The following is a 13,956-nucleotide window of genomic DNA, read 5'->3' as shown; positions in this document are numbered from 1 at the left end:
GATGATCGGTTCATCACAAAGGCCCTCGGAGGAATTTGGGAAGCGATGGCCCGTTTGGTTATGAAGTTTGGCGGCACCTCCGTTGCCGACCTAGAGCGTATTAGAAATGTTGCGCGGCATGTAAAGCGTGAAGTGGAAGCAGGCAACCAGGTTGCTGTTGTCGTGTCCGCTATGGCTGGCGTGACGAATACCTTGGTCGGTTATACAAGAGATGCTGCAGCGCTGCATGATGCGCGTGAGTACGATGCGGTTGTTGCCTCTGGTGAGCAGGTAACTTCTGGCTTGTTGGCGATTGTGCTGCAAGACATGGGTGTGGAAGCGCGGTCCTGGCAAGGATGGCAGATTCCTATCCGTACGAATGAAGCCCATGGCGCAGCGCGTATTGAGAGTATTGAAGGTCAAACTCTCATTGAACGCCTGGAGCGTGGACAGGTTGCTGTTTGTGCCGGTTTCCAAGGCGTTGCCCCGGACAACAGGCTGGCGACACTTGGACGTGGTGGTTCTGATACCAGTGCAGTGGCAATTGCTGCTGCCATTCAGGCAGACCGCTGTGATATCTACACGGATGTGGACGGTGTTTATACGACCGACCCGCGTGTGGTGGCCAAGGCAACCCGTTTGGAACGTGTTGCATTTGAAGAGATGCTGGAAATGGCTTCTCTTGGTGCAAAGGTTTTGCAGGTCCGTTCTGTTGAGATGGCGATGGTTCACGGCGTTCGTACGTTTGTACGTTCCAGCTTTGATGATCCGGATGCCCCGCAGATTAGCGCTGATGGAACACCTGTAGGTACACTTATTTGCGACGAGGACGAGATTTTGGAACAACAAGTCGTCACTGGCATCGCTTACTCAAAAGACGAAGCACAGATTTCTATCCGCAACGTTGCTGACAAACCTGGCATTGCGTCCAGAGTGTTTGGCCCGTTGGCAGAAGGCAACATCAACGTAGACATGATCGTTCAGAACATCTCCCCAGATGGAAAGACGACCGATATCACCTTTACCGTTCCAGAGAGCGATTACGAGCGTGCGCGCAAGGTAATTGAGGAGAACGTCGAGGAAATTGGCTTCGAGAATATCGAAGGCGCTACTGATGTTGTAAAAGTTTCCGTAATCGGCATGGGTATGCGTTCGCATGCCGGTGTTGCAGCCCAGTGTTTTGAAGGCCTGGCTGAGAAGGGGATTAACATCCGCGCGATTACGACATCTGAGATTAAAATCTCAGTTCTGATCGATTCCGCGTATACGGAACTTGCGGTTCGTACTCTCCATTCGCTATACGGACTTGACGGCTAGGTATCCTACTGTCGAGAATATTGTTGTGTCTTGGACAACTTCCAAGGCACAACGTGGCCTGTTAAAAGGCCAGCAGAATTATAGGTAGGGCGGAGCATGCGCAGCAGCTTGGCCGGACCGCGCGTACTCCTCCGTAAGCTTCGTGAAGTGATGGCGGAGCCGATTAATGCGCAGGAACGGCTCGACAAGATTGTACGTCTGATCGCGGCAAACGTGGTTGCGGAAGTGTGTTCCGTGTACATTTTGCGCGCGGATGGGGTTCTTGAGCTGTATGCAACAGAGGGCCTCAATAAGGATGCGGTTCACCATACTTCTCTGAAGGTTGGTGAGGGTCTTGTTGGCTTGATTTCTTCTGATGCCAGACCGCTGAACCTACCAAATGCGCAGGCGCACCCGGCGTTTGCCTATCGTCCGGAAACGGGCGAAGAGAATTATAACTCTTTCCTTGGTGTGCCGATCCTGCGTGCAGGACGTACGCTTGGCGTGCTTGTTGTTCAGAACAAAGACCACCGGACCTACTTTGAAGACGAAGTAGAAGCCCTGCAGACAACTGCGATGGTAATCGCAGAAATGGTCGCGGCGGGTGAGCTGGAAGCGATTGCGCAGCAAGGCACAACGATTGATGTGATCCGTCCGATGCATCTGAAGGGTGTCGCCCTTGCTGATGGCATCGGCCTTGGACATGTGGTTCTGCATGAACCGCGTGTGGTTATCACCAATCTGATTGCCGAGGATGCGGACACTGAAAAGAAGCGCCTCGAAGAATCTGTTACGCGCTTACGTCAGTCGCTTGATCATATGCTGGCAAGCGGTGAGTTTTCTCAGCACGGTGAGCACCGTGAAGTTCTGGAAGCTTATCGGATGTTTGCCTATGACCGTGGCTGGATCCGGAAGATTGATGAAGCAATCCGCAATGGTTTGACGGCTGAAGCTGCTGTTGAGAAAGTTCAGAGCGATACACGCGCTCAGATGCTCCGGCAGACAGATCCGTATTTGCGTGAGCGTCTGCATGATCTTGATGATCTGGCGCACCGCCTCATTCGGGAGCTGATGGGCAAGAACCACAGCGGCGAAGATGATCTGCCGAAAGATGCAATCATCATTGCGCGTAATATGGGTGCAGCTGAGCTGCTGGACTACGATCGGGATCGCATTCGCGGTCTTGTTCTGGAAGAAAGCGGCCCGACAAGTCACGTCACCATTGTTGCGCGTGCGCTTGGCATTCCGACAGTTGGGCAGGTTGAAGACATTGTTTCCTTAGTGGAAGCGACTGATGCCATCATCGTGGATGGTGAGATCGGCCAGATCTTCCTTCGTCCAGCCAATGATGTTGAACAAGCTTTTGCTGATAAAGTTCGACTGCGCTCCAAGCGTCAGGAGATTTACCGTCAGCTTCGTGATGAGCCGACCGTTACCAAAGATGGTGTGGACGTTAAGCTTCAGCTGAATGCTGGCTTGCTGGTTGATTTGCCAAGTATGGAAGATGCTGGCGCTGATGGTGTTGGTCTTTTCCGTACTGAGTTGCAGTTTATGGTTGCCTCTGCTTTCCCACGAATGCAGGAGCAGCACACACTGTATTCCAAGGTGCTGGATGCCGCTGGTGACAAGCCAGTTACTTTCCGCTCTCTGGATATTGGCGGTGATAAAGTTCTGCCTTACCTGCGTTTGGCGCAGGAAGAGAACCCTGCGATGGGTTGGCGTGCAATTCGCTTTGGGCTGGATCGTCCGGGTTTGTTGCGTACCCAGATCAGGGCAATGTTGCATGCAGGGGCAGGGCGCTCCTTGCGCATCATGTTCCCTATGGTGGCTGATGTTTCTGAATTTCAGCAGGCACGGGATTACGTTGAGCGTGAGCTGAAGCACTTGCGTCAGCATGGCCATGATACGCCAAAAGAGCTGAAGCTTGGTGTCATGCTGGAAGTTCCAGCGCTGCTCTATCAGCTTGAAGAGATCTACAAGGAAGTGGATTTCGTCTCTGTTGGTTCCAACGATCTGTTCCAGTTTTTCTACGCGGTTGATCGTGGCAACACACTGGTTGCGGAGCGGTTTGAAGCTCTGTCTCCTAGCTTCCTACGGGCGCTGCGTAAGATTGTCGTTATTGGCGATAAGATGGATACGCCGGTTACCCTTTGTGGTGAGCTTGGCGGCCAACCCCTTGCTGCGATGGCTTTGCTGGCGATCGGATATAGAAATCTCTCTATGTCGCCGGCTTCTATTGGTCCTGTTAAGGCGATGTTACGCTCTTTGGATCTATCAGCACTTTCAGAAGAGTTGCTGAAACAATTGGAAGCGGGTAAAGGGACGGACGACATTCGCGAGTTCCTGGCGAACTTTGCATCCGAAAATAATATTCCGGTATAAGCAGCATAGATTTCGATTGCCGCAGACCCGAGAGGCTGTCGCGCTTTTAAATTAGCTGCCTAACGCTTGAGGAGTTGCCGCGAAATGCTGGCACCAGAAAAACTAGACACACTGCTAGCACGCTTTGAAGGTATTGAGGCCGAGATGGCATCTGGTCCTGCACCGGATGTATATATCAAGCTTTCAAGGGACTATGCGGAACTCGATCCAATTGTGAAGTCCATTCGTGAACTTCGCAAAGCCGAGGGTGATCTGGAAGGTGCGGAAGCACTGTTGGCAGACCCTGAAAGCGATGCGGAGATGAAAGAACTTGCACAGCTTGAGCGTGATGAGCTGACAGGCGTTGTCGAAGAGCTGACCCAGCAAGTTCGCATTGGGCTTTTGCCAAAAGACAAAGCCGATTCTCACGACGTTATTCTTGAAGTGCGCGCCGGTACAGGTGGTGACGAGGCTGCGCTGTTTGCTGGTGATCTCTTCCGTATGTATCAGCGCTTTGCAGACAATAATGGCTGGAAAGTTGAAGTGATGTCCTCTTCTGAAGGGGACATGGGCGGTTTCAAAGAAATCGTGGCGGCTGTAACTGGTCAGGAAGTGTTTGGTAAGCTGAAGTTTGAGTCCGGTGTTCACCGTGTGCAGCGTGTGCCTGAGACTGAATCCGGTGGCCGTATTCACACATCCGCAGCGACAGTTGCGGTTCTTCCGCAGGCTGAAGAAGTGGACGTGGAGATCAATCCTGCTGATTTGCGCATCGATACCTACCGTGCATCAGGCGCAGGTGGTCAGCACGTGAACACGACCGACTCTGCTGTTCGTATTGTGCACAACCCGACCGGGATTGTGGTTGCAGTGCAGGATGAGCGGTCTCAGCATAAGAACAAAGACCGCGCGATGAAGTTGCTGCGGGCGAAGATCTACGATGTGGAGCGTGAGCGTGCTGCGAATGAGCGGACTGAGGCCCGCCGTGTTCAGGTTGGTTCCGGTGATCGTTCTGAGCGTATCCGTACCTACAACTTCCCTCAGGGTCGTGTGACTGATCACCGTATTGGTTTGACGTTGTATAAGCTTGACCAGATGATCGCAGGCGAAGCTACGGGTGAAGTGATTGATGCTCTGATTATGGACCATCAAGCGAACTTGCTCGCCGATGAAGGACTTTAATGTCCGGCCTCTTCGATAATTTCGACCTCAAAAATGTGCAGGCTTTGTACCTAGCGGTGCGGAGCCTGTTTCGTGATGCAGACCTGGCTGAGGCAGATTTGGATGCACGTGTCCTTGTTGCAGAAGCCCTTGAAATTGAGCCGAGAAACCTGATTCTGGAGTATGATCAGGTGATCAAGCCAGAGACACTGGCGGTTGTTTCCCGATATGTGGAAGAACGCCTTGCTGGAAAGCCGGTGGGGCGTGTTCTGGGTAAGCGGGAGTTTTGGGGGCTGGAGTTTTCGTTGTCTCCGGCAACATTGGAGCCACGGCCAGACACGGAAACGCTGGTTGAAACTGCGATTGCGTTCTGTCAGGCCCATGGCGGCTTGGAAAAAGAATGGGTTTTTGCAGATATCGGAACTGGCACAGGAGCAGTTGCGATTGCGCTCCTGACTGAATTACCCAATGCAATTTGTCTTGCTGTTGATATCAGTGAAGAGGCTTTGGAGACTGCGCGACAAAACGCAGCAAACAACAAGGTTCTTGACCGATTTATCCCTGTTCGCGGTTCTTATCTGGATACACTGAGCGGATCTTTTGATTTTATTGTGAGTAACCCACCGTACATTCGCAGCTCTGTAATTGAAGGGTTGAGCCATGAAGTTAAGCAGCATGACCCTATGCTGGCGCTTGATGGTGGAGTGGATGGTCTTACTGCCTATAAAGAATTGATAGGTAACGCTAAACGAGTTCTTAAGAGAAATAGTGGACTCCTAATGGAGATCGGGTTTGATCAAGCCGATGAGCTTTCAACTCTTGCAAGGGAACTTGTGGGGCTGGAGGCTCGTTGTGAACAGGATCTGGCCGGTCAACCAAGGGTCGTTGTTGTAGTTTTTCCATGATTGGCGAAGAATTCAATTATCTGGAAAAAAGCCCTTGGAAAATACGTCGGAACGAGATAGTTTCATCTCGCCGACAAGCGATACCAGCTAAAAGCTGAAAACGATGGGGATGGGCACTCACTGACCGTGAGACGAGCCTGGCAGAGACGTCGGTTGATAGTTTCAAAGCAGACAGTTGAGCAACCCCTCGTATCGTTGAACTGAGAGAGCAATGCATTTGTGTTGCTGCGATCAGATGTCGGATATCGCATTGAAGCAGTTATACGATCGAATGCGATTGCATTTCGATGTTGGTGGCCTTTGTGCTCATCAACACGCAGGCTTATTAACGGCATTTGGAATCCGGGAGATCTTACTCCCATGAACCTCGCAGTAGGTTCGATTGCTATTCCGGAAAGTTAACGGCAGAATGAGACCAGGAAATCAGAATAACAAGCGCATGCGTGGACGGGGGCGTAAGGCTCCAAATCCATTGACACGTACTTTTGAGTCAAATGGACCGGATGTTAAAATCCGAGGTACCGCATTGCACGTTGCTGAAAAATACCAGCAACTTGCGCGTGATGCTCAGGCCTCCGGGGACCGTGTAACCTCCGAGAACTACTATCAGCATGCAGAGCACTACCAGCGCATCGTCGCTGCTGCTCAACCCCAAAGCACACAGACTGCTGCTCCTTCTGCGCGTACAGAAGATGAAGCTGCACCTGCTGCTGTTGAAACTCCAACCGCTGTGGCAGCGACCGAAGAGCAAGAGGTTGCAGTTGCAGCCCCTCAGCCTGTAATCGGTCTCGATACGCCTCAGCCGTTTATCGAAACAGCTCCAGCGGCTGACGAGAATGCAGAAGCTTCGGGAGACGCATCTGCACCAGCTGACGAAGACGATGGCAAAGCACGTCGTCGTGTTCGTGGTACTCGTGGTCGCGGTGTTCGTCGTACACCATCTTCATCCTCTGCAAGTGCACCAGCACCTGCTGAGGCAACAGAAGGTGGCGATGACGAAGCAGCTTCTAAGCCACGCCGTACGCCTCGTGCTCGCACTCCTCGTGCAGCTCGTTCACAGCGTACTCGTGCACCACGTGTTCCTGCAGAGGACGCACCAGCACCTGCGGCTTTGGAAACAACCGGAGACGGTGAAAGCTAAGCACGTCTGACGATGTGCTTGCTAGTTCACTGGTTTGCCGGAGATATATGAAAAACCCCGCTCAAAAGGCGGGGTTTTCTTTTTTGCTGACGGACGAATAGCTCGTTGTGGCGCTGGCTTACTCGACGATGAGCGTGTCACCGACAGAGAGCGCGCCGTTGTTGAGCACTTCCAGATAGATGCCGACATCCATATGACCCAACGAGCCATGAAGTGCCTTGTTGATGTTGGTGTCACGCTCGGCTGTGACTGGATTTACATCCACGGCAGCGCAGCGGCGGGTACGTTTTGCGAACTTGAATTCTACGCCTGAGCTGGAGCGGATCTTTTTGTCGGCCCAATTGAACTCCTCGTAGGCTGGCAGGCCCTCAACATAGATGTTTGCGCGGAAGCGTTTTGGATCGATTTCGACGCCCATTGTCTCGGAGAGAGCTTTCACGCTGGCCAGATTCACGACATGCACGAAGTTTTCTGCCGTATCAGTGAAGGCATGGTCGTCTGCGTGGCGGACCTTGAGCGGGCCAATGGCTTTTTCTCCCATGCGTGCAGTGAAATAGGCTGCGAGTGCTTCCTGTCCTTCAGCTGTTTCCAGCGAGAGCGTGACGTCATCGGTGTCAGGCTTGGACAGAGTGATGCTTTTGTTTTCCAGATCGTATGTGCATTTGACCTGCGCCACGTCTTCGTAACGAACCAGCACCAGAAATTTGCTTTTTGAAATGTGCTGTGGGGCTGCTGGATCAAAACCGCATGGACCATTTTCAATCGCGTAGGCACGATCCAGCGGGAAGACAGCTCCGGCTTCTACTGTGGTGGTCTGAAGTGGGTGAGCCGTAAGGCCTTTAACTGGATGTGTTGCGAGTGCGGTGATATGCGCAGGCGAAAAAGTCATATTAAATTCCGTTGTTTAAGCTATTCGAAACTATGAGGAACAAAGGATTGTGGCAAGATCTTGCGAGGACCCTCTTTTGTCGGCAGTTTGAACTACTATATGAAGAGTGCAGGGGGAAGTCTCCTGCTTCGGGTGCTCTTTATGAGGCTCGGATCCTCCCAAAATGCTTCGTCATGCTTCGGGTGACACGGCACATAGGAGTTATATATGGACTTTGAGAAATACACCGACCGTGCGCGTGGGTTCATTCAGTCTGCGCAAACATACGCTCTAGGACAAGGGCATCAACAGTTTACTCCCGCACATATTTTAAAGGTCTTACTGGATGACAGTGAGGGCATGTCTGCTGGTCTTATTGAACGGGCCGGAGGACGTGTGCAGGATGTCCGTCTACAGATTGAGACTGATCTCGCCGCGCTTCCTAAAGTGAGTGGTGGTAACGGGCAGCTGTACCTGGCGCCTGAAACGGCCCGTCTTTTTGAGCAAGCTCAGAAAATAGCGGAGAAAGCAGGCGACAGTTATGTCACTGTTGAGCGGCTGCTGCTTGCGCTTGCTATGGATAAAGACAGCAAAGCAGGGAAGGCACTTGCGCAAGGTGGCGTCACGCCAAACGCTTTGAATGAAGCTATCAATGACGTACGCAAGGGCCGGACTGCGGATTCTGCATCCGCTGAAAACCAGTACGACGCTCTTAAGAAGTTTGCTCAGGATCTGACTGAAGCTGCCCGTGAAGGTAAGCTCGATCCTGTGATTGGGCGCGATGAAGAAATCCGCCGTGCCATTCAGGTTCTTTCCCGCCGGACCAAAAACAATCCGGTTCTGATTGGTGAGCCTGGCGTTGGTAAAACCGCAATTGCTGAAGGTCTTGCACTGCGCATCGTCAATGGCGACGTGCCGGAAAGCCTGAAAGACAAAGAGCTACTTGCTCTTGATATGGGCGCATTGATCGCTGGCGCGAAATATCGCGGTGAATTTGAAGAACGCCTGAAGGGTGTTTTGAATGAGGTGCAAGCCGCTGCGGGTGGTGTGATCCTCTTTATTGATGAAATGCATACGTTGGTTGGGGCAGGGAAGACAGATGGAGCGATGGACGCTTCCAATCTTCTCAAACCTGCGCTGGCGCGTGGTGAGCTGCACTGTGTTGGTGCGACTACGCTTGATGAATACCGCAAGCATGTTGAAAAGGACGCGGCGTTGGCTCGTCGGTTCCAACCTGTGTTTGTAAGTGAGCCAACGGTTGAAGATACGATCTCTATTCTGCGAGGCATCAAGGAGAAGTATGAACTTCACCACGGCGTTCGCATTTCAGATAGTGCGATTGTTTCTGCGGCAACGCTGTCTAACCGTTACATCACGGACCGTTTCCTGCCGGATAAGGCAATTGACCTTGTTGACGAAGCTGCCAGTCGCTTGCGCATGCAGGTGGATTCCAAGCCAGAAGAGCTGGATGAGTTGGATCGTCGGATCATTCAATTGAAAATCGAGCGGGAAGCACTCAAGAAAGAAGATGATGATGCCACGAAGGATCGGCTTCAGCGTCTTGAAAAAGAGTTGGTTGATCTGGAAGAGGAATCCAATGCACTGACGCAACGCTGGCAATCTGAAAAAGATAAGCTGAGCGGTGAGCAGAAAATCAAAGAGCAGCTAGATGAAGCGCGCACGGAACTGGAGCAGGCGCAGCGTATTGGCAATTTGGCTAAAGCGGGCGAGCTTGCTTACGGCGTTATTCCTGATCTGGAAAAGAAGCTTTTGAATGCCCAGACAGCTGAAGATGTCGACAACACCATGCTCAACGAGACTGTAAGCAGTGAAAGCATTGCCCAGATCGTGTCTCGCTGGACCGGGATTCCCGTCGATAAGATGCTGGAAGGCGAACGTGAGAAGCTGCTTCGTATGGAAGATGAATTGGCCAAACGTGTTGTTGGACAGCAGGAAGCCGTTCATGCAGTTTCCACTGCTGTGCGCCGGTCTCGTGCCGGTTTGCAAGACCCGCACAGGCCAATTGGTTCTTTCATGTTCCTTGGCCCAACTGGTGTTGGTAAAACCGAGCTAACCAAAGCGCTTGCCAGCTATCTCTTTGATGATGAGACAGCCATGGTGCGCGTGGACATGTCTGAGTTCATGGAAAAGCACAGTGTTGCTCGTTTGATCGGTGCGCCTCCGGGCTATGTTGGTTATGAGGAAGGTGGTGTTCTGACAGAAGCCGTGCGCCGCCGGCCATATCAGGTAGTGCTGTTTGATGAAGTTGAAAAAGCACATGGCGATGTGTTCAATGTTCTGCTTCAGGTACTGGATGATGGCCGTCTGACGGACGGGCAAGGCCGTACTGTGGACTTCCGCAATACGCTGATAATCATGACATCGAACCTTGGTTCAGAATTTTTGGCGTCCCAGGGAGAAGGTGAAGATGCTGAGGCTGTTCGTGGTCCGGTGATGGATGCGGTGAAAGCGCACTTCCGCCCTGAATTCCTGAACCGTCTGGATGAGATTATTCTGTTCCATCGCTTGCAACGGACTCAGATGTCCCGGATCGTTGAAATTCAACTGGCCCGCTTGCAGAAGTTGCTGGACGACCGGAAAATGGAACTTGAGCTTGATGATGGTGCTATGGGTTGGCTTGCCGAAAAAGGGTACGATCCGGCTTATGGTGCACGCCCTTTGAAGCGCGTGATTCAAAAGCAGGTTCAGGATCCGCTGGCAGAGATGCTTTTGGCTGGTTCAATTTCTGACGGTCAGAGCATCAGAGTTTCTGCAGGAACAGACAGGCTACTTTTTGAAACGGCCTGACAGGTTTGATCATGAGTTAAAGAAGAGGGCCGGATTTTCCGGCCCTTTTTGTTGGGCATTCCATAGAGGCTTTTCTAACGCATGCTTTTTGTGCTTAGTTCTGTAGATTGAAGTTGGGGCACTAAATTTCTTGGTTGGTGGTGGCTATGAGTAAAACTGGTTTTGCGATTTCGTTTGTGGCCCTAAGCTATCTCTGGCTTATGGCAGCCGTTGCAATTGGCGGGGCAACCTATCCAGATTACAGCCATAGTTCTCAGTTCATGAGTGAGCTTGGGGCAACTGGTGCTCCTTTTGGAGCTGCTATGAACCTTTGGGGTTTCGCGATGGTTGAGCTGCTTCTTTTACCCTGCCTTGTGATTTGCTTTTCTCACCTTATGCGTCGTCGCGCTGAACGTTTTGGTTTGGTGATTTTTGCGGGCTATCCAATACTGATTGCTGTTGCAGCTTTCTTTCCGTGTGATTTTGAATGCAGTGCTGCTGATCCAACCCAAAGTCAGCTCATTCACATGGCTGCTAGTTTTTTCGCCTACTTCTGTGCTGTTGTTGGTCTTAGTATATTGTCTGGAGCAGTCTACGAGAGGCCTTTTTGGGTTTTGCCCTGCCTGATCCTAATGGCGATGCTCTTCAGTCTCTCTATTGAAACTGCTGTCAGTGGCCTCATGCAACGTGCGTTGGAGACTGGCATTTATCTCTGGTTTTTCGTGATTCTGATGCGCAAGCGTCATCATAAAGAGCAAGCAGCTTGACGTTACTTGCTCTTTAATAGTGAGAGGCTTTTGGTGAACTAAGGTCAGTTCCGTAGTGAAGCGACGCGCTGACTTGGACGACCTGTCTCCATCAGAGCATTGATGCGGTCGCGTTCGCGCTTGAAGTTCTCAAGCACCTGAGCTTCAAGGATGCGGCCTTGCGGTACTTTGATCTTCAGGGAGTTCACGAAGCGGCCATTCACCTTCACTTCATAGTGGAGGTGGTTACCCGTTGAAAGACCGGTTGTTCCTACATAGCCAATAACAGAACCCTGTCTGATCTTCTGGCCTTTTTGAATGCCAGAACCAAAGCCGGTCATGTGGTTATATGTGGTGACATAGCCATTAGCGTGTTTGATCTCGACACGTTTGCCATATCCGCCAGACCAAGCTGCTTTTTGGATTACACCGTCGCCAGCTGCAAAGATTGCGGTGCCGCGAGGAGCTGCCCAGTCTGTGCCAGTGTGCAAACGGCGGGTTTTCAGCACTGGATGGCGGCGCATGCCGAAGCCAGATGTAAAGCGGCCTGCCGCGATTGGTTTACGGAGCAAGAACTGCTTCGCGCTCTGGCCGTTCTCATCATAATAATCGACGACACCATCGTCCGGTGTGCGGAAACGGTAGAAGCGGTGAGAGCGACCATTCACGGTGATGGATGTATAAAGAATTTCGGAGGCGCCAGTGGTCTGGTCTGCATCAAGGCCATAGAAGACGCTCATCTCATCACCGCTTTTTACGGAGGCATTGAAGTCAACGCTATAAGAGTAGATGCGAACGAGTTCTTTTATGAGAGATGTTGGGACGTCGTTATCAAGACCAGTCTGGTAGATCGAGTCATAATAGGTGGCACGAGGACCAACGGAATTCTGCTGCTGTGATGTGAATGCGTCTGCGGCCATCTGCGTGGATGGCTCTGGTGCTACAACAAATTCGCCTTCATCGTTTGGAGCAATGGTTCCCACATGGCGCTGATCTTCATAGATGCTAACGCGGACAAGGATTCCGTCGTCTTCTTCAATCTGGTCCGTGTTGAGGGACAGGCGGAAAATCTGGCCAGCTTTGATTGTGTCGATACCAAAGTTTTCGGTAAACGCTTTGATATAGCCTTCTGCTTCTTTCTCCGAAGCCTCCCCATCCAGCAGAATGTCAATAAAGTCAGTCTGGGTCAGGATCGGAACAATGCGTTCTTCGATCTGATTGGCCTGGGAGATTTTGCGAGATTTGGGCTGGAAGGAGACGTTTTCTTCTGTGATGCGGACTTCGATATTTTCAAATGACTGTTCTGAAAGAGGGGCAAAGCCTGCATTGAAGTCTTCGAGGCTCGGGATGGCTGCAATGTCGGTGGAATTGTCCAACATGAACATCGCTGCTTTTTTAACCTGTTCCTGAACAGCTTCTTCTTTATGATCCGGAAGGGCCACCATGCTCATAGCTTCCAGTGGGAAGTCGCGTTGAGAAATGGATACTTCACCTTCAATGTCGGCACCATAGATCGCATCACTGGCGACCTGTAGCGGAGCGACCTGTTCTCCCTGATACATAGTGATCGGGTCGAACGGTGGAATGTCTGCAGCTGTTTCCTGTTTCTTGATGTTCTCAAGGCTTGCGCTGACGAGCGCATATGGCTTGGCTTTTACGTGGTCACGGCCTTCGCTGCGGGTCACTGTATTCACTTCAATGATCTGCCGGTTGGAGAAGCCGTCGGTTGCGGAACTCAGGCGGTCACCTTTTCCGCTGGAATTACGCTGTGGTGCCAGGTCTGCTGAGTTGCTTGCGGGGGCTTTCGCTGTCTTATAGGTGTACTGGCCATCTAGCGCGGCCATCAACGCACCACCCATTAATACAATGGAGGTCATGCCGGTCAGGATCGTCCCGATCAACCAGCGGCCATTAAGCCGTGCGGGCTGGTCAGACGAACTTGCAAGGCTGTCCACCATCAAAGCAGGTTCATTGCCAAGATTGACGGAAGGCCTTCCATTAGTATGGAACCTACCAGAATTCATCGAGCTACTTATCTTTCCCCAAATCGGCAGAGATGCCATCTGCAGCAGAGTTCTGCATCACGTGTTTACGATTGATAGACAATGCTGAAGATGGGAACAACTGATGAAAGACAAATACGGCTGGATTTTGTCGCTGATACTATGAAAAATTATAGAAAAAATGGATTTGGCGAGAAAATAATGAATTTGGCTGGCAAACCACGATTTTAAGCACCATATAAATACAGGGTTTGCGATTATTGAAAAAGTTTCCCCAGTCCTGTGAAAATTTTGAAGTTTTCTCTCAGGGCTCGTTGACAGGGTCAGCTCATATCCCTATAACCCGCTTCACGCCACCGGGGCGGGCCACTGAGGCGTCGGTTCGGAGGCACAAAAACAGAAGGATTTACGGGGTTTTTAAGAGATCAGGTAAGTCTGGATATTGAGGCGCAAGTCTCCGTTCATTGACAATTGAATACGGAAGAAGAAAGAGAAACGTGGACGGCGGTTATTCGCGAGTGTTTTGGTAACAAGGCACTGTTACGGAATAACTGACTTAGTTTACGTTTTTCAGAACACCAAAGATTTGGATTTCGGTCTAAATTATTTGCGTGTTCCTCGTCTATTAATTGGCCATTTATGGTCGGTTAGATTTGAGTACAGAAACGTGATTTAAGTTGGGATTAATATTCAGTAAAACCTGAGAGTTTGA

General features: G+C 51.2%; 9 protein-coding genes. 7 read left to right on the top strand and 2 right to left on the bottom strand.

The window, feature by feature from the left end; all coding sequences use genetic code 11:
* Window positions 1-45 precede the first annotated feature (45 nt).
* From BM231_RS00045 to BM231_RS00025, 5 genes are all read left to right on the top strand, one after another.
* A complete protein-coding gene (locus tag BM231_RS00045) occupies window positions 46-1,296 on the top strand; it encodes an aspartate kinase (protein WP_057463461.1) in 1,251 nt (416 codons plus the stop codon).
* A gap of 96 nt (window positions 1,297-1,392) precedes the next feature.
* Window positions 1,393-3,657, top strand: a complete 2,265-nt coding sequence (gene ptsP / locus BM231_RS00040; RefSeq protein WP_093515828.1) for a phosphoenolpyruvate--protein phosphotransferase — start codon at window positions 1,393-1,395, stop codon at window positions 3,655-3,657.
* 84 nt (window positions 3,658-3,741) lie between these two features.
* Window positions 3,742-4,815, top strand: a complete 1,074-nt coding sequence (prfA, locus tag BM231_RS00035) for a peptide chain release factor 1 (protein WP_057463460.1) — start codon at window positions 3,742-3,744, stop codon at window positions 4,813-4,815.
* A complete protein-coding gene (gene prmC, locus BM231_RS00030) occupies window positions 4,815-5,699 on the top strand; it encodes a peptide chain release factor N(5)-glutamine methyltransferase (protein WP_093515826.1) in 885 nt (294 codons plus the stop codon). The genes prfA and prmC overlap by 1 nt, the downstream gene beginning before the upstream one ends.
* A 409-nt stretch (window positions 5,700-6,108) precedes the next feature.
* Window positions 6,109-6,840 carry a DUF4167 domain-containing protein gene (locus BM231_RS00025; protein WP_093515824.1) on the top strand — a complete coding sequence of 244 codons (732 nt, stop codon included), beginning with the start codon at window positions 6,109-6,111 and terminating at the stop codon, window positions 6,838-6,840.
* A 118-nt stretch (window positions 6,841-6,958) separates the two neighbouring features.
* Here BM231_RS00025 and BM231_RS00020 read toward each other — a convergent pair whose 3' ends face one another.
* Window positions 6,959-7,729, bottom strand: a complete 771-nt coding sequence (locus BM231_RS00020) for an MOSC domain-containing protein (protein WP_093515822.1) — start codon at window positions 7,727-7,729, stop codon at window positions 6,959-6,961.
* Between the two features lie 207 nt (window positions 7,730-7,936).
* On the opposite strand from BM231_RS00020, the gene clpB reads away from it, so the two are divergent.
* Together clpB and BM231_RS00010 are read left to right on the top strand one after the other, a co-directional pair.
* On the top strand, window positions 7,937-10,516 hold the full coding sequence (gene clpB, locus BM231_RS00015) for an ATP-dependent chaperone ClpB (RefSeq protein WP_093515820.1): 2,580 nt from the start codon (window positions 7,937-7,939) through the stop codon (window positions 10,514-10,516).
* A 146-nt stretch (window positions 10,517-10,662) separates the two neighbouring features.
* Window positions 10,663-11,262, top strand: coding sequence for a DUF998 domain-containing protein (locus tag BM231_RS00010; protein WP_093515818.1), 600 nt, complete (start codon window positions 10,663-10,665; stop codon window positions 11,260-11,262).
* A 44-nt stretch (window positions 11,263-11,306) separates the two neighbouring features.
* On the opposite strand, the gene BM231_RS00005 is transcribed toward BM231_RS00010, so the two are convergent.
* On the bottom strand, window positions 11,307-13,265 hold the full coding sequence (locus tag BM231_RS00005) for a M23 family metallopeptidase (protein ID WP_093515816.1): 1,959 nt from the start codon (window positions 13,263-13,265) through the stop codon (window positions 11,307-11,309).
* Window positions 13,266-13,956: the final 691 nt, after the last annotated feature.

The organism is Pseudovibrio ascidiaceicola (assembly GCF_900114245.1).
GTDB lineage: Bacteria > Pseudomonadota > Alphaproteobacteria > Rhizobiales > Stappiaceae > Pseudovibrio > Pseudovibrio ascidiaceicola.
The sequence above is the reverse complement of the archived record's forward strand: the minus strand, read 5'-3'. Positions and strand labels throughout refer to the sequence as shown.

What these genes read in the sequence shown, in the direction of transcription:
- BM231_RS00045 (WP_057463461.1), top strand. Translation starts at nt 46, where the DNA reads ATGGCCCGTTTGGTTATGAAGTTTGGCGGCACCTCCGTTGCCGACCTA.
- ptsP (WP_093515828.1), top strand. Translation starts at nt 1,393, where the DNA reads ATGCGCAGCAGCTTGGCCGGACCGCGCGTACTCCTCCGTAAGCTTCGT.
- prfA (WP_057463460.1), top strand. Translation starts at nt 3,742, where the DNA reads ATGCTGGCACCAGAAAAACTAGACACACTGCTAGCACGCTTTGAAGGT.
- prmC (WP_093515826.1), top strand. Translation starts at nt 4,815, where the DNA reads ATGTCCGGCCTCTTCGATAATTTCGACCTCAAAAATGTGCAGGCTTTG.
- BM231_RS00025 (WP_093515824.1), top strand. Translation starts at nt 6,109, where the DNA reads ATGAGACCAGGAAATCAGAATAACAAGCGCATGCGTGGACGGGGGCGT.
- BM231_RS00020 (WP_093515822.1), bottom strand. Translation starts at nt 7,729, where the DNA reads ATGACTTTTTCGCCTGCGCATATCACCGCACTCGCAACACATCCAGTT.
- clpB (WP_093515820.1), top strand. Translation starts at nt 7,937, where the DNA reads ATGGACTTTGAGAAATACACCGACCGTGCGCGTGGGTTCATTCAGTCT.
- BM231_RS00010 (WP_093515818.1), top strand. Translation starts at nt 10,663, where the DNA reads ATGAGTAAAACTGGTTTTGCGATTTCGTTTGTGGCCCTAAGCTATCTC.
- BM231_RS00005 (WP_093515816.1), bottom strand. Translation starts at nt 13,265, where the DNA reads ATGAATTCTGGTAGGTTCCATACTAATGGAAGGCCTTCCGTCAATCTT.